The following is an 18410-nucleotide window of genomic DNA, read 5'->3' as shown; positions in this document are numbered from 1 at the left end:
ACCAGTCGGCGCGCATTCGCGCAGGGGCGTGGCGGACGTCAGTGCGCGAAGTGTCGCGCCCCGGTCAGGTACAGCGTGATGGAAGCTGCTTCGGCGGCTGCAGTCACCTGGTCGTCGCGCATCGAACCGCCGGGATGCACGATCGCCTTGACGCCCGCGTCGGTCAGCACCTCGAGCCCGTCGGGAAACGGGAAGAACGCGTCCGACGCCGCGACCGCGCCGCGCACCCGATCGCCGGCGCGCTGTACCGCCAGACGGGCCGCGTCGACGCGGTTGACCTGACCCATGCCGACCCCGACGGTGGCGCCGCCGGCGGCCACGACGATCGCGTTGGACTTCACCGCCCGGCAGGTCTTCCATGCGAACTTCAGATCCGCGAGCGTCGCGGGGTCGGCGGGTGAGCCGGTCGCCAGTGTCCAGTTGACCGGATCGTCGCCGGCGGCCGTGAACTCGTCGCGCTGCTGCAGCAACAGCCCGCCGCTGATCTGGCGGAACTCACTGCCACCCGGCTGCGGCTCGGAGGCCACCAGCACGCGGATGTTCTTCTTGCGCGCAAGCACTTCCACCGCGCCCGCTTCGTAGGCCGGCGCGATGATCACCTCGGTGAAGATGTCGGCGACGGTCTCGGCCATCTCGACAGTGACCTCGGTGTTGGCCGCGATCACGCCGCCGAACGCCGACAGCGGGTCGCACTCGTGCGCCTTGCGGTGCGCGTCGGCCACCGACGTCGACGAGACCGCGATGCCGCAGGGATTGGCGTGTTTGATGATCGCCACGCAGATCTCGCTGTGGTCGAACGCCGCCCGCCACGCCGCGTCGGCGTCGGTGTAATTGTTGTAGGACATCTCCTTGCCGTGCAACTGTTCGGCCTGCGCGAGCCCGGGCCACGCGGCATCGTTGCGGTACAGCGCGGCCCGCTGGTGCGGGTTCTCGCCGTAGCGCAGCACCGAATCGCGCCGCCAGGTGGCGCCGAGCCACTCGGGCAGCGGCGCGGCGGCATCCGGCTCGGGCGCCAGCACCGAACCCATCCACGACGCGACCGCGACGTCGTACTCGGCGGTGTGCCGGAAGGCCAACGACGCCAACCTCTTCCGCTCAGCCAACGTGAAGCCACCGGCTCGCACCGCAGCCAGCACGCCGTCGTAGCCGCGCGGGTCGACCACCACCGCGACGCTGGGATGGTTCTTGGCGGCGGCGCGCACCATCGACGGCCCGCCGATGTCGATCTGTTCGACGCACTCGTCCTCACTGGCACCGGACTCGACGGTCTCGGTGAACGGGTACAGGTTGACCACGACGAGTTCGAACGCCTCGACACCGAGCTCGACGAGCGCCGAAACATGTTCGGGTTTACGCTGATCGGCCAGCAGGCCGGCGTGCACTCGCGGATGCAGGGTCTTGACCCGCCCGTCGAGCACCTCGGGAAAGCCCGTGACGTCTTCGACCGGCGTCACCGGAACATCTGCTGCGGCAATGGTTTTGGCCGTCGAGCCGGTGGATACGATCGCGACTCCCGCTTCGTGCAGGCCGCGGGCCAGTTCGGCCAGGCCCGTCTTGTCGTAGACGCTGACCAACGCCCGCCGAATCGGCCGCTTACCTTCGGTCATCCGATCATCGCCTTTCGTCCTGTCCAGGTCACGCCGCGGACGGCCACGGCGGCCAATACTTCCACCAGCAGCCGTCGTTCGACGACTTTGATCCGCTCGTGCAGGGTGGCTTCGTCGTCGTCGTCGAACACCGGCACCGCCTCCTGGGCCAGCAGCGGACCGGTGTCGGTTCCGGCGTCGACGAGATGCACGCTGCAACCGGTCACCTTCACGCCGTAGGCCAGCGCGTCGTGCACCGCGTGGGCGCCCGGAAACGCGGGCAGCAGGGCTGGGTGGGTGTTGATGATCCGGCCCAGGAACCGCGAAAGGAACTGGGGGCCAAGGATCTTCATGAAACCCGCGGACACGATCAGGTCCGGCGAGTGTGCGGCGGTGGCTTCGGTGACGGCCGCGTCCCACGCCGCCCGGTCCGGGTGGTCGCGCAGTCGCACGGTGTACGACGGCACCGACGCCGCCGCGGCGATGTCGACGGCCGGGCAGTCCCGGTCGACCCCGACCGCGACGATCGACGCGGGATAGTCCCCCCCGGTGGCGTCGAGCAGCGATCGCAGCAGTGAACCGGTGCCGGAAGCCAGCACCACCACCCGTGCAGGCACCTTCGGGGGCACACGGAGGGGTTGCTGCACGCCTGGCAGCCTAACGGGTTCCGGGAGCGCCTCCATCGTCGTCCGCGACGAAGTGTTCCTCCGGGTCGTCGAGGGGGGCCGGCGGACCGGCAGCCGGCGGCGCGGGCTCCGGTTCGGGATCCGGTTCCGCGTCGGCCAGCACGTCGGCCTCGCTTTCGATGGGCTCGACGTCGGCTGGCTCGTCGGTTCCGGCGTCGTCCGGCTCGGGTTCGGGTCCGGCCTCGTCGTCCGGTTCGGCCGTCACCGGCTTGGGCACCCGCGGTCTGCGGGTGATGCCGCCGGTCATCGCCACCGTGAGCGCGCCGATCACGACGAACCACAGGAAGACCCCGGGACCGAACGTGGCTTGGTCCACGCCGACGTCGCCGAAGTTGCCCAGCCGCCCACCGCCGGCGTGGCCGAGCAGCGCCATGGTCAGTGCCGCCACCCCCGAGGCGACGGCCAGCTTGCCCATCGCGGGCCCCAGGGGAAGCGGATGCCGCGCACACTGCTGCCCGACCGCCACCGCGGACGCCGCCGCGACGATCAGCAGCGCCACCCACACCGGGCCCAACGGCGGCGACGGCACCGCCGCCAGCACCGGGAGCGCGGGGATGTCGCCGCCGAACACGGTGAACGAGCTGAAGGTGGCGAGCCCGACGTGGGCGCTGGACCCGACCGCGACCGCGGCCGTACCGACGATCACATTCGGGATGTAGAGCACCGACAACACGGTCAGGCTGAGCTGGCCGAACGTCGAATCCGTGATCGAGTAGAGGTCGTGCATGGTCGACCAGTGCACGACCATCGAACCGGCCATCACCACGCCCGAGAGCCCGGCCAGCGCGAGCACACCGGCGACGGCGGCGCGAAGCGCGTCGGGCAGCCATGCGGGCAACGGGGACGCCGCCAGCAGCCGCGGGCCGACCCGCGATCCGACGCCGAGGACTGCACCGATCGCGTGTACGGCCAGCACGCCGCCGAATGCGCGCAACGCGTGCGGGGTCTGCAGGTCGGTGAGGACCGAGGCGGCGTCGTGGATGACGGCCAGCGCGATCGCGGCGATCAGCAGCGGCCCGCCCAGCGCCGATGCCACGATCCAACGCGTCACGAACCACGAGCCCTGCGGGGAGGTGGCCGCGGCCGTCGTGCGGGCCGTCGCCCACACCATCGCGAGCATCGGCAGCAGCGGCATCACCCCCAACTCGGCGCCGCCGATCGACGCCGGCACCAGGTGCACGCCCAGCCACATGCTGGCGATCGCGCCGAGCGCGCCGGTCATGTCGCTGTTGGCGATCAGCAGCTGCAGCAGGACGATCGCCGCGATGATGACAAGCGCCACCAACGACGGCCCGAACGCGACCCGAAGCAGCTCACGCGCCTGGCGTGCGCCGACTGGCCGTTGATCCACTGGTTGGGCCGCTCCTCAGTCAGGCTGCCGCGCGAAGGTCACGCACGCGCGGCTCAGACTACGACGGCGCCGGGCCAGACTGCGACGAAGACGACTGCTGTGCCTGAGTCGTCGGATTCGACGTGTGAGCCGACTGGGACGGCGGCTGGCCGTAGGTGGGGAATCCGGTCGGCGGTGTCGGCGGCCCCTGGTGGCCCTGCTGATGGCTCTGCTGGCCCTGCTGGTGGCCTTGGTGGCCCTGCTGCGGCGCCGACAGGTAGCCGCCCGTCGACGGGCCGCCCGGGTAGCCGCCCGGGTAGGTCGACGGATATCCCGGCCGCTGCTGCGGTCCCCCGTGATGCTGGCCCGGCTGCTGGCCGTAGTACGGGCCAGGGGCGCCGTACTGCTGCCCGTAGGGCTGGTCGTACTTCTGCCGTGGTGCCGGTGGGGTGATGATGCCGGATTCGAACAGCAGCGCCGCCACCGCGACGATCGCCTGGAAGAGCGTGAACGCGATGATCAGGTAGAGGCCCCAGTCGATCGCGGCGCCGCTCGGCCTGTTGATCACCTCGGCGATGACCAAGAGGAACGCGACGACCGCCAGCACGGCGTACACCGACGTGGAGACGGACTGTTTGGGCAGCAGGCTCGTCCCGGCCAGCAGACCCGCCAGAAGCGCCGCCGCGACGGCGAGCACCAGACCGAACGAGGTTCCGCTGATGCTGCCCAAGCCCCCGAACTCGGACGCGGAGATGGTGAACAGCGGCCCGAAACTCGACAGGTACACCGCAAGCCCCAACACCGCCACCGCGATGGCGAGATACATCGGCAGCTTGTTCGCGACGCCGGTGGCCGGTGACCCCACGTCCGGCGTCTTGCCGAACTGTTGCGTCGGCGCGGAGAACTGGGTGGTCGGCTGCTGTGCGGGCGGGTATCCGGGGCTGCCGGGCGGACCTGACGGGTAAGACATGGCCTCTCCTGTGCTTCCTGTGCTCGGGCGGGCTTCGGAACCACGCTAGCGCACAGCGGGTCAGCCCGAGACGTGCACCGGTTCGCCCGATCGCCGTGAACATTCGTCTCCGACCTTGCGCTTGCCCTTCTGACTAGAACACGTTCTAATTCGGGCATGGACTACGGGCTCGTGCTGTTCACCAGTGACCGCGGGATCACTCCCGCGTCGGCCGCCAAGCTGGCCGACGATCACGGCTTCACCACGTTCTACGTGCCTGAGCACACCCACATCCCGATCAAGCGGCAGGCGGCGCACCCCACGACGGGCGACGAGTCGCTGCCCGACGATCGCTACATGCGCACCCTGGACCCCTGGGTCAGCCTCGGCACTGCGGCCGCGGTGACCTCGCGCGTTCGGCTGTCGACGGCGGTGGCGTTGCCGGTCGAACACGACCCCATCACGCTGGCGAAGTCGATCGCCACGCTCGACCACCTGTCGGGTGGCCGCGTCAGCCTCGGGGTGGGGTTCGGCTGGAACACCGACGAATTGGCCGACCACAACGTGCCGCCCGGTCGGCGACGCACCATGCTGCGCGAGTATCTGGAGGCGATGCGGGCGCTGTGGACCGAGGAGGAAGCGTCCTACGACGGCGAATTCGTCAACTTCGGGCCCAGCTGGGCGTGGCCCAAGCCCGTGCAATCGCACATCCCGGTCCTCGTCGGCGCCGCGGGCACCGAGAAGAACTTCAAGTGGATCGCCCGGTCCGCGGACGGCTGGATCACCACGCCGCGTGACTTCGACATCGACGAACCGGTGAAGCTGCTGCAGGACACCTGGGCGGCCGCGGGTCGCGACGGAGCGCCGCAGATCGTCGCGCTGGATTTCAAGCCGGATCCCGAAAAACTGGCCCGCTGGGCCGATCTCGGTGTCACCGAGGTGCTGTTCGGGCTCCCCGACAGGTCCGCCGACGACGTCGCCGCCTACGTCGAGCGCCTGGCGGGCAAGTTGGCCGCGCTGGTGTGATCAGGGCCTGCCGAAGCCCGCTGCGCCGAGCACCTTCTGGCCCGCCTCGCCGGTCACCGCGTCGACGAATTTCCGTGCGAGGTCGGGCCGTGACGACTCCTTCAGCGTCGCAATGGGATAGACGTTGACCGCGTCGGCGGCTTCGGGCAACGCAACCGCGGTGACGTCGGCCCCTGCGTCCCGGACGTCGGTGACGTAGACGATCCCGGCGTCGGCCTGGCCGCTGGTGACCTTGTTGAGGACGTCGGTGACCGACGACTCCTCGCTGACCGGCGACAGTTCCACGCCTGCGGCCTGCTGGACCTTCTGCGTCGCCGAACCGCAGGGGACCTGCGGTGCGCACACGACGGTGCTGACGCCGGGCCGGGTGAGGTCACGTAACGCGTTGATGTGTTTGGGGTTTCCCGGTCGTACCGCGATGGTCAGCGTGTTCGACGCGAAGTTCACCGGGTCGCCGGCCAGCAGTCCCGCCGCCGCGGCCTTGTCCATGTTCCTGGTGTCCGCGGAGGCGAACACGTTGGCGCGCGCGCCCTGGGTCAACTGCGTGACGAGGTCGGACGATCCGGCGAAGGCGAATTCCACCCGAACGCCGGGGTTGTCCGCCTCGAACTGCTTGCCGATTTCGGTGAACACGCTCTTCAGCGACGCCGCGGCGAACACCGTCAGCGTGTCCTGCGATGACTGCTCCGCACACGCGGTGGCCAACATGAGCACCGTGGCCAGAAGCGCGAGTGGTTTCACGGCTGTCCTTCTGCGGTCAGGCCAGGCTCGCGCGGTTGACCTTGTCGCTCGGGCGCACCGTGATCGCCGCCCCGAGTGGGTCGCCGTCGGACATCAGCGCGACGAGGTCGTCCTCCTCGGAGATGGCCAGGAACCGCGAGTCGTCCGAGTCGAGCCTGCCGACGATGATCCCGGTGCGCACCGGCCAGTCGTACCGCACCGAGTACGTCTCGATGGTGGCGCGCCCCTCGGGGCGCTCGGTGACCGGAACCGTCGGCAGCGCAGCGACTTCCGCATTCAGTTCTGCGCTGCGGTCGGCCCGCCAATCGGCAGGAAGCGTCGAATAGATGCCGACCGAGTACTTGCTCATCGTGCCGCCGTTGGCGCCCACAAAGCCGAATCGGCTCGGGATGTCGCGCAATTGGGTGACCGTCTCGGCGATGGCGTGCAACGAGTAGCTGTTGCCCGGCCCGCCGAAGTAGGGCAAGCCGCCGGTCACCGTCAGGCCACGCGGGTCGTCACCATCGATGCCCAGCGCTTCACAGATCACGAAGACCGGGAAGGGGAAGCAGCTGTACAGGTCGAGAGTCGCGAGGTCGTCGACACCGATTCCGGCCACCCGCAGGGCTTCCCGCGCGGCGTGCACGGCCGCGGGGCTCGCGCCGAGGTCGGCGCGGTCCAGCAGGCCTTGCTCGGTCATGTCCGAGTGGCCGTGCAGATACACCCACTTCTCCTCGGGCACCCCGAGGCGCCGTGCGGCGGCCACCGACATCATGATCGCTGCGGCACCCTGGTTGACCTGATCGCGTGCCACCAGCAGGCGGGGATACGGGTCGCAGATCATCCGGTTGTCGTCGGTGACGGTGACGATCTCCTCGACCGAACGCTCGACCGGCGATGACGAAAACGGGTTCTTGGCAGCCACTTTCGACAGCGGCGCGAACAATTCGGCCATCTCCCGCCGGTATTCGGCGACACCCAGCCCGAGCCGGCGGCGCCGCGCGTTGTCCAGCAGGCCGTATTGCACTGCTGCGCCGGTCAATCCGTGCGAGGCGGTGTACTCGGTGAAGTACTGGTGGATCTGATGTCCGCGGTCCTCGAGTTGGCCGTCGACGTGTTCGGTGAAGTCCGGCTTCTCGTCCCGGCTCGCAAAGTAGCGCGCCGTCGATCCCGGCTCCGAGCCGATCACCATCGCCACGTCGAATTCACCGGCGGCAATGGCGTTTCCGGCCTCGGTGACCAGCTTCTGCGGACCCTGCCCGCCCACCGGCTCGAGCACCACTCGCGCGGGATCGCCGCCGACCCGCCGCATCACCGAACGCGGATAGTTGTTCGACTTTCCCAGCGTCGCGGGCATCGGACCGGAGATCTCGAACTGGCGCAGGCCGTACACCGTGTCGATCGCCTTCGCGACTGTGGAAGCCTCCGCCCCAGTGTCGGCCAGCGCCGCGCGCACCGCCTCGGTGGCGAGGTCGACCGCCGACATGCCCCGGTAGTCGGGATCGTCGATCCGCTCGGTGAACTGTCCGACGCCGACGATGACCGGGGTCCGGGGATCGACCATTACAGACCTCCTGACGGGTGTTAATTCGTCAGGCTAATCGACCGGTGGAACGTGGTCCTAATCCTGCGGTGAACTTCACACCGGCCAGGACTACATGCCCTGGAGGATCTCCCGGGCCAGGCGCGCGGTCTCCGACGGCGTCTTGCCGACCTTCACCCCCGCGGCCTCCAGCGCTTCCTTCTTGGCCTGCGCGGTACCGGACGACCCGGACACGATCGCGCCGGCGTGACCCATGGTCTTGCCCTCGGGCGCGGTAAAGCCCGCGACGTAGCCGACGACCGGCTTGCTCACGTTGGCCTTGATGTAGTCGGCGGCCCGCTCCTCGGCGTCGCCGCCGATCTCACCGATCATCACGATGACCTTGGTGTCGGGATCCTTTTCGAACGCTTCGATCGCGTCGATGTGCGTGGTGCCGATGACCGGGTCACCGCCGATGCCGATCGAGGTCGAGAAGCCCAGATCGCCCAGTTCGAACATCATCTGGTAGGTCAGCGTGCCCGATTTGGACACCAGGCCGACCGGGCCGGGGCCGGTGATGTTGGCGGGCGTGATGCCGGCCAGCGCCTCGCCGGGCGTGATGATGCCCGGGCAGTTGGGGCCGATGATGCGGGTCTTCTGTCCCTTCTCGACGTTATAGGCCCAAACGAAGGCGGTGTCCTGCACGGGAACACCCTCGGTGATCACCACGAGCAGCGGGATCTCCGCGTCGATGGCCTCGATCATCGCGTCCTTGGCGAACTTCGGCGGTACGAACACCACGGACACGTCGGCGCCGGTTTCCTTCATCGCCTCGGCGACGGTGCCGAACACCGGCAGCTCGACGTCGTTACCGTCAGAGTCCTTGTGCGACACCGTGGTTCCGGCCTTGCGGGCGTTGACGCCGCCGACCAGTTGCGTGCCGGCCTTGAGCATCAGCGCGGTGTGCTTGGTGCCCTCGCCGCCGGTGATCCCCTGGACGATGACCTTGGAATCTCTGTTGATGAAAATAGACATCGGTCATCTCTCCTTAAGATTTGCTCGCCAGCTCGGCGGCTTTGTCGGCGGCTTCGTCCATCGTGCCCAATTCGGTCACCAACGGGTGGTTGGCCTCCGCCAGGATGCGACGGCCTTCATCGACGTTGTTGCCGTCGAGTCGGACCACGAGCGGCTTGTTGGCCTCGTCGCCGAGGATCTTCAGCGCGTTGACGATGCCGTTGGCGACCGCGTCGCAGGAGGTGATGCCGCCGAACACGTTGACGAACACGCTCTTGACCTGCGCATCGTGCAGGATCACGTCCAGGCCCGCGGCCATCACCTCGGCCGAGGCGCCGCCGCCGATGTCGAGGAAGTTGGCCGGTTTCACGCCGCCGTGCTTCTCGCCCGCGTAGGCGACCACGTCCAGCGTCGACATCACCAGGCCCGCCCCGTTGCCGATGATTCCGACCTCACCGTCGAGCTTGACGTAGTTGAGGTCGTGCTCCTTGGCCTTGAGCTCCAGCGGGTCGGTGGCGTCGCGGTCCTCGAACTCGGCGTGCTCGGGATGACGGAAGTCGGCGTTGCCGTCGAGCGTGACCTTGCCGTCCAGCGCGAGGATCTGATCATCGGGAGTGCGCACCAGCGGGTTCACCTCGACCAGCGTGGCGTCCTCTTTGACGAACACCTCCCACAGCTTGGCGATCGTCACCGCGGCCGCGTCGAGCACCTCGGCGGGCAGGTGCCCCTTCTCGGCGATCTCACGCGCGAACGCCTCGTCGACGCCCTTGGTGGCGTCGACGGGCACCCTGGCCAGCCGGTCCGGCTTGGTGGCGGCGACCTCTTCGATCTCCATGCCGCCCTCGACCGAGCACATCGCAAGGTAGGTGCGGTTGGCGCGGTCGAGCAGGAACGAGATGTAGTACTCCTCGGCGATGTCGCTGGCCTCGGAGACCAGCAGCTTCTTGACGATGTGGCCTTTGATGTCGAGGCCGAGGATGTTCTGCGCGTGGGTGAACGCGTCGTCGGCGGTGGCCGCGTACTTCACGCCGCCGGCCTTGCCGCGGCCGCCGGTCTTGACCTGCGCCTTGACCATGACGGGTTTGCCGATCTCCTCGGCGATCGCCTTGGCGTCCTCGGCGGTGTCGGTCACCCGACCCGGTGTGGTCGGTACGTTGTGCTTGGCGAAGAGCTCTTTCGCCTGATATTCGAAGAGATCCATTGGCTTTGGAACGTCCCTGTCTCTAGCGCGTCGATTGCGGAGTTGTTGGGCCGAAGGCTCGGGGGAACTTTATCCACACCCGTGGAACGCGATGGCACCGCCCACCTGTCATGTGGCAGATCTCACCGCTCGGCCGCAGTGATACAAGTCACATTCGCTCGCGGAATAGCCGCACAGGTTGCAGCCTTCATTGGGATTTGGTTAACGTGCCTCTGGCTTCGATAACGTTTCGATCACGGCAACCTTCACGACAAGCAAGGACCCTTCACGTTGGCTGCGCACCGTTCGTCTGGATCTCATCGCAGATCATCGACGAACCGGCAAATAGACGGCCGCGTAAGCGAATCCCCCGCCGAAGTCACCGACATCATTCCGTTCAACGAGTTCGGCGGCTTGCCCGATTTGGGAGGCGACGCCGACTTCCGTGAGAACAGCGCGTTCGACCGCGAAGCACAGGTCATCCACGCCCCCGAACTCGACGATCTGAACGACACCGACGACCTCGTGCCGCTGCGGCTGGCGGTCCCCTCGGAGTTCCAGGCCGGGCCGCGCCACGCGCGCCGCTCGCATGCCTACCGCGACAGCAACACCGACACCAGCGACGGCATGGCCGCCACCGACGTGATCAACATCGGCGGCCGCGGAGGCCAGCACCGCAAGCAAGAGATCCCGGTGAAGGGCCGGCTGATGGTCGCAGCGATGGCGGTCGGCGCGACTGCCGCGGGGGCGTACTCGATGGCCAACGCCGCGCAGGAGTCGTCGTCGCAGACCGTGCTCGCCGTCGACCAGGACGCCCTCGCGAACGCGGTCGGCGGCACGACGGACGGCATGCAGATCGTCGCCGTCACGCCCGCCGCCAGCTCGGCGCTGCACACCGAGGAGATCCAGAAGGCCGCGGCCTTCGCCCAGGAGCGTGCCGAACGCGAAGCACGCCTGCAGCGGCCGATGTTCGTGATGCCCACCAGGGGCGTGTGGACGTCGGGCTTCGGCTATCGCTGGGGGGCACTACACGCCGGGATCGACATCGCCAACTCGATCGGCACACCCGTGCTCGCCGCGTCCGACGGCGTGGTCGTTTCCGCCGGCCCGTATGCCGGTTACGGCAACATGGTCAAGCTGCGCCACGCCGACGGCACCGTGACGCTGTACGGCCACCTCAGCGCGTGGGAGGTCGAGGTCGGACAGCGGGTGTGGGCCGGTGACCAGATCGCCAAGATGGGCAACACCGGCAACTCGACCGGACCGCATCTGCACTTCGAGGTGCACCTGAACGGAACCGACCGCGTCGACCCGGTGGGTTGGCTGGCCAAGCGCGGGCTGAACCCGTCGAACTAGTCTGGCCAAGTGGCCGGCGACGACGACCCCGACGAGGGACGGGCAGAACCTCCGCGGCGCACACCGTCGAACGCTGAGACGGGCATCATCCGCCGCCATCCGACGGGCGAGATCCCCACCGGTCAGGACCCGCAGACCAGCATCATCCGCCGCCACCCCACCGGCGCGATTCCCGTCGCCGAGGCCGAGCCGCAGACGAGCTATATCCCCCGGGCCCGGCCGGTCACCGTGTCTCCCACCCAGCCCCGACCGGCCAGCCCGAAGCCGGCGATCGCCGCGGCGGCCGTGAGCATCCTGACCGGTTGGGCCACCGCCGTCATCGCCACCGACCTGATCACCGGTTGGTGGCGCACCGATCGCCTGTTCTGCGTCGCGGTCGGCTTCCTGACCGCGATCTCTGCGGCCGCCCTCATCGCCGGGCTGATCGGGCTGCTGTTGCGCCGCTGGGTCAGCCGGTGGCTGATCGTCGTGGGGGCGGTGGTGGCGCTGCTGATCTTCTCCAGCCTGTTCGTCGCCGGCGCCAAGCTGCCCGCCGCGGTGTACGCCATCCCGGTGCTGCCGCTGGCCAGCATCGTGCTCGCGGCCCTGCCCGCGACGGGCCGCTGGGAGCGCTCGGGCTAAAGCTTGCTGATCGGCGCGTGGTTGTGCATCAGCTTGACGCGGCCGGAGCTGCCGAAGTCGATGAGCGACATCGCCGACTCCCCCACCCCGGTGACCTCCTCGACCCGGCCCAACCCGTACTTGTCGTGGGTGACCCGGTCGCCGGGCTCGAGCACCAGCAACGGCCGCTTACCCGCTCCCGACCGCGTCGGCGACGGTCGCGGGGAGCCGAACCGGCCCGCGCCGCTCACCGGCGCGCTGAACGACGGTGTCGGGTCGGTGCGCCGCCAGTCGATGAGGTGCTGCGGAATCTCCTTGAGGAAGCGCGATTCCGGGTTGAGGATCGGCTGACCCCACGACGAGCGGACCTTCGCCCGGCTGACGTAGAGCCGCTGTCGCGCCCGGGTGATGCCGACGTAGGCCAAGCGGCGCTCCTCGGACAACTCGGTGGGATCGCCGAGCGCCCGCATGTGCGGGAACATGCCGTCCTCCCAGCCGGTCACGAACACGACCGGGAACTCGAGGCCCTTGGCGGTGTGCAACGTCATCATCGTTACGACTCCGGCGCCGTGCTCGGGCAGTTCGTCGGCGTCGGCCACCAGCGACACCCGCTCCAGGAACTGCGCCAACACCCCGGTGTCGGGGATGTCCTCATCGACGGGCTCGTCCTCGTCGAGTGCCTGCGCGTTGGCCAGGTCGGTGCTGAATTCGTGCGCGACGCTGACCAACTCGTTGAGGTTGTCGAGCCGCGCGAGATCCTGCGGATCGCTGGACGACTCGAGTTCGGCGCGGTAGCCGGTGCGGTCGAGCACCGCCTCCACCAGCTCGCCGAGCTCACCATCGAGACGGCCACGCAGGTCGTCGAGCATGTCCACAAACGCCGAAATGCACTTCTCCGCACGGGTGTTGAGCATCGGCACCTTACCCTCGGCGGCCGCCTGCAGGGCGTCGTTGAAGCTGAGCCCGGTGTTCTCGGCATACACCGCGACACAGGCTTCGGCTCGGTCGCCGATGCCGCGACGGGGCGTGTTGAGGATGCGGCGCATGCTCACCGAGTCGCCGGGATTGTCCAGCACCCGTAGGTAGGCGACGATGTCGCGGATCTCCCGGCGCTCGTAGAAGCGCACTCCCCCAACGACTTTGTACGGGATGCCGGCGCGGATGAAGACCTCTTCGAGCGAGCGCGACGAGTTGTTGGTCCGGTAGAACACCGCGAAGTCGTTGTAGGAATACCCGCCCTGGTCGGCGAGCGCGTCGATCTCCTGCGCGACGAACCGGGCCTCGTCGTGTTCGTTGTCGGCGACGTAGCCGACGATCAGCTCACCGTCGCCCTCGTCGGTCCACAGCCGCTTCTCCCGGCGGCCGGCGTTGCGCGAGATCACCGAGTTCGCCGCGTTCAGGATGTTCTGCGTCGAGCGGTAATTCTGTTCGAGCAGAATCGTTGTGGCATTGGGGAAATCGCGTTCGAAGTCCTCGATGTTGCGGATCGTCGCACCGCGGAACGCGTAGATCGACTGGTCGGCATCGCCCACCACGCACAGTTCGGCCGGTGCCACCCCGGCTGGATCGTCTTGCGAGGCCGCCGTGCCGACCAATTCGCGCACCAGCACGTACTGGGCGTGGTTGGTGTCCTGGTACTCGTCGACCAGGATGTGCCGGAACCGGCGCCGGTAGTACTGCGCGATCTGCGGAAACGCTTGCAGCACAGCGACTGTCTCGCCGATCAGGTCGTCGAAGTCGAGCGCGTTGGCCGCGCGCAGGCGCCGCTGGTACTCGGCGTAGACCTCGGCGATGATGCCGGGCAGCTCCTCACCGGCCTCCGAAGCCTCGGCCGCTGCCTGTTCCGGCCCGATCAACTCGTTCTTGTGGTTGGAGATGCCGTTGGACAGCAGCCGCGGCGAGTACCGCTTGGTGTCCAACCCCATGTCCTTGCCGATCATCAGCAGCAGGCGCCGCGAGTCGTCGGCGTCGTAGATCGAGAAGTTGGAGTTCAGGCCTTTGATCAACGAGGCCTGGTTGCGCAGGATCCGTACGCACGAGGAATGGAAGGTGGAAATCCACATGTTCCTGGCCTTGGGACCCACCATGGCCACCACCCGCTCGCGCATCTCGGCGGCGGCTTTGTTGGTGAACGTGATGGCCAGCACCTGCCCGACGCCGACGTCGCGAGCGGCCAGCAGGTAGGCGATCCGGCGGGTGAGCACGGCGGTCTTGCCGGAGCCGGCACCGGCGACGATGAGCAGCGGTGAGCCCTGGTGCAGGACGGCCTCGCGCTGCTGCGGGTTGAGCCCCTCGAGCAGCTGGTCGGTTTCGGGGGCCAGGTTCATCTGGGTCATGTCACTACCGAACTTACCGCTGCGCAGGGACATCCCCGCGGTCGAACCGCGTATCGAGCTTTGCGCTGGCAGGGCTGTTGGTGGCACACTTTGTCTCGTGCTCAGCAAACAGCGATTTTTCTACGGGTACCGGTCCGCGGTACCCGTGGTCTAGCTGCTTCCCAAGAGCCTCCGCGGTCCGCTTCGGTGATCCGCGGCACGCCTCTTGTGTGAGGCCTAAAGGAACCGGACGAGACCAGACCCACACAACGAGAGCGGTGAGAATCCCATGACGACCGAAACCGAGCCCGTGCCCGATATCGATGACCTGCGCCAGGAGATCGACCGGCTCGACGCCGAGATCCTCGCGGCCGTGAAGCGCCGCACCGAGGTGTCCAAATTGATCGGCCAGGCCCGGATGGCGTCCGGCGGAACCCGCCTGGTGCACAGCCGGGAGATGAAGGTGATCGAGCGCTACAGCGAACTCGGCCCCGACGGCAAAGACCTCGCGATGCTGCTGCTGCGCCTGGGCCGCGGTCGCCTCGGCCACTGATCTCACGTGATTTCGGTGTAGTTGGTTGCGCTGACCGCAACTGGCGACACCGAAATCACTAGCGCAGCGCGTCGGTCAGCCAGGGCGTCAGCCACTCCACCGCTTCGGGGGTCGGATGCACGCCGTCGCTGCGGATCCGGATGCCGTCGATTCGGTTGGTGTAGCCCCCGTTGGGGCCCAGCTTGCGGTTCAGGTCGAGCACCGAGACGTTCTGCCGGTACTTGACGGCGCTGCGCAACAAGGCGTTCCAATCGTCGGTGCGATCCGGGTCGTCCTCCGGATAGAGGCTGCCGTCGGGTTTCTCGGCGCGCCGGTTGTAGGGCTCGGTGGTGACGACGACGCGCGCGCCGGTCGAGGACAGGATGTCGAGCGCGCGATTGAGTTCGGCCCGCAGATAGGCGTCGTAGGCCGGCTCGCCGATGTGGGTCCAGCGGCCTTCGTTCATCCGGTCGACGACCTCCCACCGGCCGACGATCAGCAGCACCACGTCGGGGCGGTCGTGTTTGATGCGCTGTGACCACCTGCTCGGCCATGAATCGCATTCGGGTTTCTGGTTCAGCGTCTGCCCGACGTACCGGTACGGCCCGCCGCGCGCGATGCCGCATCCGATCGTCGTGTAGTCGGTGATCGCCAGCCCCGGCGTTTCGGGCAGGTAGCGCATCAACGTCCACGCGACCGAGTCGCCGAACACCGCGACGGTCTTGGTGCCGGGCTCGTGGGCGACGGTGCGCTGCACCTCGACCGGAATCTCCGGTGCGACCAGCGCGGCGGAGTCGATGCGCGAATCCTGCACCGGGGCGGACGGCACGCCGACCGGCAGCACGGTCATCGTGACGACCGCGGCGGTGGCAGCCGTCGCGCCCGCCAGCGGCAGCATCGGCACGATCACCGGTCGCCAGCGTCGGATGGGCTGTTCCAGCAGCCACCACGACAGCGCCGCCACCGCGAGCGTGGCGGCGCACCGCAGGGCGAACAACGACCAACCGGACCATCCGGTGCGTTCCCCGTTGACCACCAGAAAGATCGGCCAGTGCCACAGGTAGACGCCGTAGGAGATCGCACCCAGCCAGACCAGCGGCCGCCACGCCAGCACCTGCGCGGCGGGTCCGTCCTGGTCCATTGCCACCGCCCCGATCACCAGACCTGCCGCAAGCGCCACGACGATCAGCAGGCCGGCGCGGAAGTCGCCGACGCTGCCGGTCGCGGTGTGCACGGCGAAGATGAGTACCGCGATGCCGACGACGGACAGGATGCGGGCGGCCCACCGCAGCCACCGCGTCCGGATCACCGGCCCGGCCATGGTCACCGTCGTCCAGTCCCGCACCAGCAGGGCCGCCGCTGCGGCGCCGACGAGCAGCGCCTGCGCACGGGTGTCGGTGCCGAAGTAGATGCGGTTGAGCGACCCGTCGTTGACGAACACGATCGCCGCCGTCGCCGACGCGATCGCGCCCGCGGTCGCCAGGGCGAACACCACCCACCGCAGGTGCAGCCGGTCGCGCCGGCAGAACACGAACCCGACCGCGATCAGCAGCAGCGGCCACAGCAGGTAGTACTGCTCCTCGACCCCCAGCGACCAGGTGTGCTGCAGCGGCGACGGCGGTGCGCCCACAGCGAAGTAGTCGGTGCGCTGGGCGACGAACGCCCAGTTGGCCACCCAGAAGAACGACGCGACGGCGTCGTCGCGCAGCGCCGAGATCGCCTCGGTCGAGAAGAGGTCCCGCGCCGCCACCACTGCGAGCACCATGACCAGCAGCGCGGGCAGCAATCGGCGGGCCCGGCGAATCCAGAAGTCGCGCAGCCGGATTCGGCCGGTGCGGGCATGCTCGTCGAGCAGCAGCGACGTGATCAGGAAGCCGCTCAGCACGAAGAAGACGTCGACGCCGAGGAAGCCGCCGGTGACGCCCGGGATGCCGCCGTGGTCGGCGAGTACCAGTGCGACAGCGACGGCGCGGATGCCGTCGAGGGCGGGAATCTCGCCACGCCGATGCGCACGCGAGGAGCGAATGTCGGACAGCGAGCGGCGATCAGCGGGCGCGACGGAGCGACGCGCATTCACTTGCGAAATCTTGCCTTCGCCGACGGACGCGGGGGTGCAGGCGCGGCGGCGTGTCGGCCTACTTCGTCAGCGCGATGTACTTGATCTCGAGGTACTCGTCGATGCCTTCGAAGCCGCCCTCGCGACCGAAGCCGGACTCCTTGACGCCGCCGAACGGCGCCGCCGGATCGGAGATCACGCCGCGGTTGACGCCCACCATGCCGGACTCGATGCCCTCCGCGACGCGCAGCGCACGGTCCAGCGACCTGGTGTAGATGTAGGCCGCCAGCCCGTACTCGGTGTCGTTCGCGGCGGCGATGCCATCCTCCTCGGTGTCGAAGCCGGTGATCGGCGCGACGGGGCCGAACACCTCCTCCTTGAGGATTCGCGCGTCGGCGGGCACGTCGGTCAGCACCGTCGCGGGATAGAAGTTGCCGGGGCCGCCGGGGGCCTCGCCGCCGACGGCGACGGTCGCACCGCGGTCTACCGCGTCTGCCACCAGTTCGGTGACGGTGGCGACCTGCTTGGCGTTGATCAACGGTCCCAGCGTCGCCGACTCGTCGAGACCCTTGCCGAGCGTGAATTCGCTCATCCGCTTGACCAGCTTCTCGGTGAACTCCTCGCGCACCGGGTTCGCGACGTGGAAGCGGTTGGCCGCGGTACACGCTTCGCCGCCGTTGCGCATCTTGGCCAGGATGGCGCCGTCGACGGCGGCGTCGATGTCGGCGTCGTCGAACACCACGAACGGCGCATTGCCGCCGAGTTCCATCGAGGTGCGCAGAAGCTTGTCGGCCGATTGCTTGACCAGCGCCCTGCCGACGCCGGTGGAGCCGGTGAAGGTCAGCTTGCGCAGCCGGCCGTCGTCGATGAGCGCGGCGGTGACGTCTTTCGGGTTGTTGGTCGGCAGCACCGACAGCACACCCTTGGGCAGACCCGCGTCGTCCATCAGCTTGGCCAGCAGCAGCATGGTCAGCGGCGTCTCCTGCGCAGGCTTGACGATCATCGTGCAGCCGGCGGCGAGCGCCGGGCCGATCTTGCGGGTGCCCATCGCCAGCGGGAAATTCCACGGCGTGATCGCGTAACACGGGCCGACCGGCTGCTTGGTGACCAGGACGCGGCCGCTGCCCGCCGGGCTCGGGGTGTAGCGGCCCGCGATGCGCACGGCCTCCTCGGCGAACCAGCGGAAGAACTCGGCGCCGTAGGTGACCTCGCCCATGCTCTCGCGCAGCACCTTGCCCATCTCGAGGGTCATCAGCGTGGCGATGTCCTCGGCGCGTTCGGTGATGGTGTCGAAGACCGCGCGCAGGATCTCGCCGCGCTCGCGCGGGGCGGTGGCCGCCCACTCGGCCTGCACGCCGCAGGCCACGTCGAGCGCGGCGACCGCATCCTCGGCTCCCGCATTGGCGACGGAGGTCAGCACGGAGTCGTCGGACGGGTCGAGCACGTCGAACGTCGAGGACGTCTGGCGTTCTTCACCACCGATCCACAGTCCGGTGGGCACTGACGACAGCAGCTTCGCGGTATCCATCCTTCTTGAT

The 18410-nt window shown here is 68.5% G+C and carries 14 protein-coding genes and 1 pseudogene; 4 read left to right on the top strand and 11 right to left on the bottom strand.

What is annotated here, in order from left to right; genetic code table 11:
• Positions 1-38 precede the first annotated feature (38 nt).
• Genes purH through AU187_RS14330 form a run of 4 tightly spaced genes read right to left on the bottom strand, consistent with a single transcriptional unit; the run spans position 39 to position 4572 of the window.
• Positions 39-1607, bottom strand: coding sequence for a bifunctional phosphoribosylaminoimidazolecarboxamide formyltransferase/IMP cyclohydrolase (purH, locus tag AU187_RS14345; RefSeq protein WP_059098113.1), 1569 nt, complete (start codon positions 1605-1607; stop codon positions 39-41).
• Positions 1604-2233: a phosphoribosylglycinamide formyltransferase gene (gene purN / locus AU187_RS14340; protein WP_059098433.1), complete on the bottom strand. Its 630-nt coding sequence runs from the start codon at positions 2231-2233 to the stop codon at positions 1604-1606. Before purN ends, purH begins: the two co-directional genes overlap by 4 nt.
• Before the next feature lie 10 nt (positions 2234-2243).
• On the bottom strand, positions 2244-3623 hold the full coding sequence (locus AU187_RS14335; protein ID WP_059098114.1) for a cell division protein PerM: 1380 nt from the start codon (positions 3621-3623) through the stop codon (positions 2244-2246).
• Between the two features lie 58 nt (positions 3624-3681).
• Positions 3682-4572: a DUF5336 domain-containing protein gene (locus AU187_RS14330; RefSeq protein ID WP_059098115.1), complete on the bottom strand. Its 891-nt coding sequence runs from the start codon at positions 4570-4572 to the stop codon at positions 3682-3684.
• Between the two features lie 156 nt (positions 4573-4728).
• Here AU187_RS14330 and AU187_RS14325 point away from each other — a divergent pair, with 156 nt between their 5' ends.
• On the top strand, positions 4729-5577 hold the full coding sequence (locus AU187_RS14325) for an LLM class F420-dependent oxidoreductase (RefSeq protein ID WP_059098116.1): 849 nt from the start codon (positions 4729-4731) through the stop codon (positions 5575-5577).
• Here the strand turns inward: AU187_RS14325 and modA are convergent, their stop codons facing one another.
• From modA to sucC, 4 genes are all read right to left on the bottom strand, one after another.
• Positions 5578-6285 carry a molybdate ABC transporter substrate-binding protein gene (modA, locus tag AU187_RS14320; protein ID WP_059098434.1) on the bottom strand — a complete coding sequence of 236 codons (708 nt, stop codon included), beginning with the start codon at positions 6283-6285 and terminating at the stop codon, positions 5578-5580. It abuts the gene before it with no gap.
• A gap of 49 nt (positions 6286-6334) precedes the next feature.
• Positions 6335-7861: an acetyl-CoA acetyltransferase gene (locus AU187_RS14315; protein ID WP_059098117.1), complete on the bottom strand. Its 1527-nt coding sequence runs from the start codon at positions 7859-7861 to the stop codon at positions 6335-6337.
• 90 nt (positions 7862-7951) lie between these two features.
• Entirely contained in the window at positions 7952-8854 is a 903-nt protein-coding gene (gene sucD / locus AU187_RS14310; RefSeq protein WP_059098118.1) for a succinate--CoA ligase subunit alpha, read from the bottom strand.
• Between the two features lie 13 nt (positions 8855-8867).
• A complete protein-coding gene (gene sucC / locus AU187_RS14305) occupies positions 8868-10034 on the bottom strand; it encodes an ADP-forming succinate--CoA ligase subunit beta (protein WP_059098119.1) in 1167 nt (388 codons plus the stop codon).
• Between the two features lie 270 nt (positions 10035-10304).
• On the opposite strand from sucC, the gene AU187_RS14300 reads away from it, so the two are divergent.
• Entirely contained in the window at positions 10305-11369 is a 1065-nt protein-coding gene (locus tag AU187_RS14300; protein ID WP_059098120.1) for a M23 family metallopeptidase, read from the top strand.
• Positions 11370-11378: 9 nt separating this feature from the next.
• Positions 11379-11990: a hypothetical protein gene (locus AU187_RS14295; RefSeq protein WP_059098121.1), complete on the top strand. Its 612-nt coding sequence runs from the start codon at positions 11379-11381 to the stop codon at positions 11988-11990.
• Here AU187_RS14295 and pcrA read toward each other — a convergent pair.
• The gene (gene pcrA / locus AU187_RS14290; protein ID WP_172800262.1) at positions 11987-14305 is read right to left on the bottom strand and encodes a DNA helicase PcrA; all 2319 of its coding nucleotides are present in this window, start codon (positions 14303-14305) and stop codon (positions 11987-11989) included. The genes AU187_RS14295 and pcrA overlap by 4 nt on opposite strands.
• Before the next feature lie 232 nt (positions 14306-14537).
• Here pcrA and AU187_RS14285 point away from each other — a divergent pair.
• Positions 14538-14837 (top strand): annotated as a pseudogene (locus AU187_RS14285) (chorismate mutase); the annotation flags it as partial.
• Positions 14838-14895: 58 nt separating this feature from the next.
• Here the strand turns inward: AU187_RS14285 and AU187_RS14280 are convergent.
• Together AU187_RS14280 and AU187_RS14275 are read right to left on the bottom strand one after the other, a co-directional pair.
• Complete coding sequence (locus AU187_RS14280; protein WP_172800276.1) at positions 14896-16851, bottom strand: acyltransferase family protein; 1956 nt, start codon at positions 16849-16851, stop codon at positions 14896-14898.
• 100 nt (positions 16852-16951) lie between these two features.
• Positions 16952-18400 carry an NAD-dependent succinate-semialdehyde dehydrogenase gene (locus AU187_RS14275; protein ID WP_059098123.1) on the bottom strand — a complete coding sequence of 483 codons (1449 nt, stop codon included), beginning with the start codon at positions 18398-18400 and terminating at the stop codon, positions 16952-16954.
• Positions 18401-18410: the final 10 nt, after the last annotated feature.

Origin of the sequence: Mycobacterium sp. IS-1556, assembly GCF_001499985.1 — a bacterium.
In the GTDB taxonomy this organism is placed as follows: Bacteria; Actinomycetota; Actinomycetes; order Mycobacteriales; family Mycobacteriaceae; genus Mycobacterium.
This window is presented reverse-complemented; position numbering and strand designations above follow the sequence as displayed.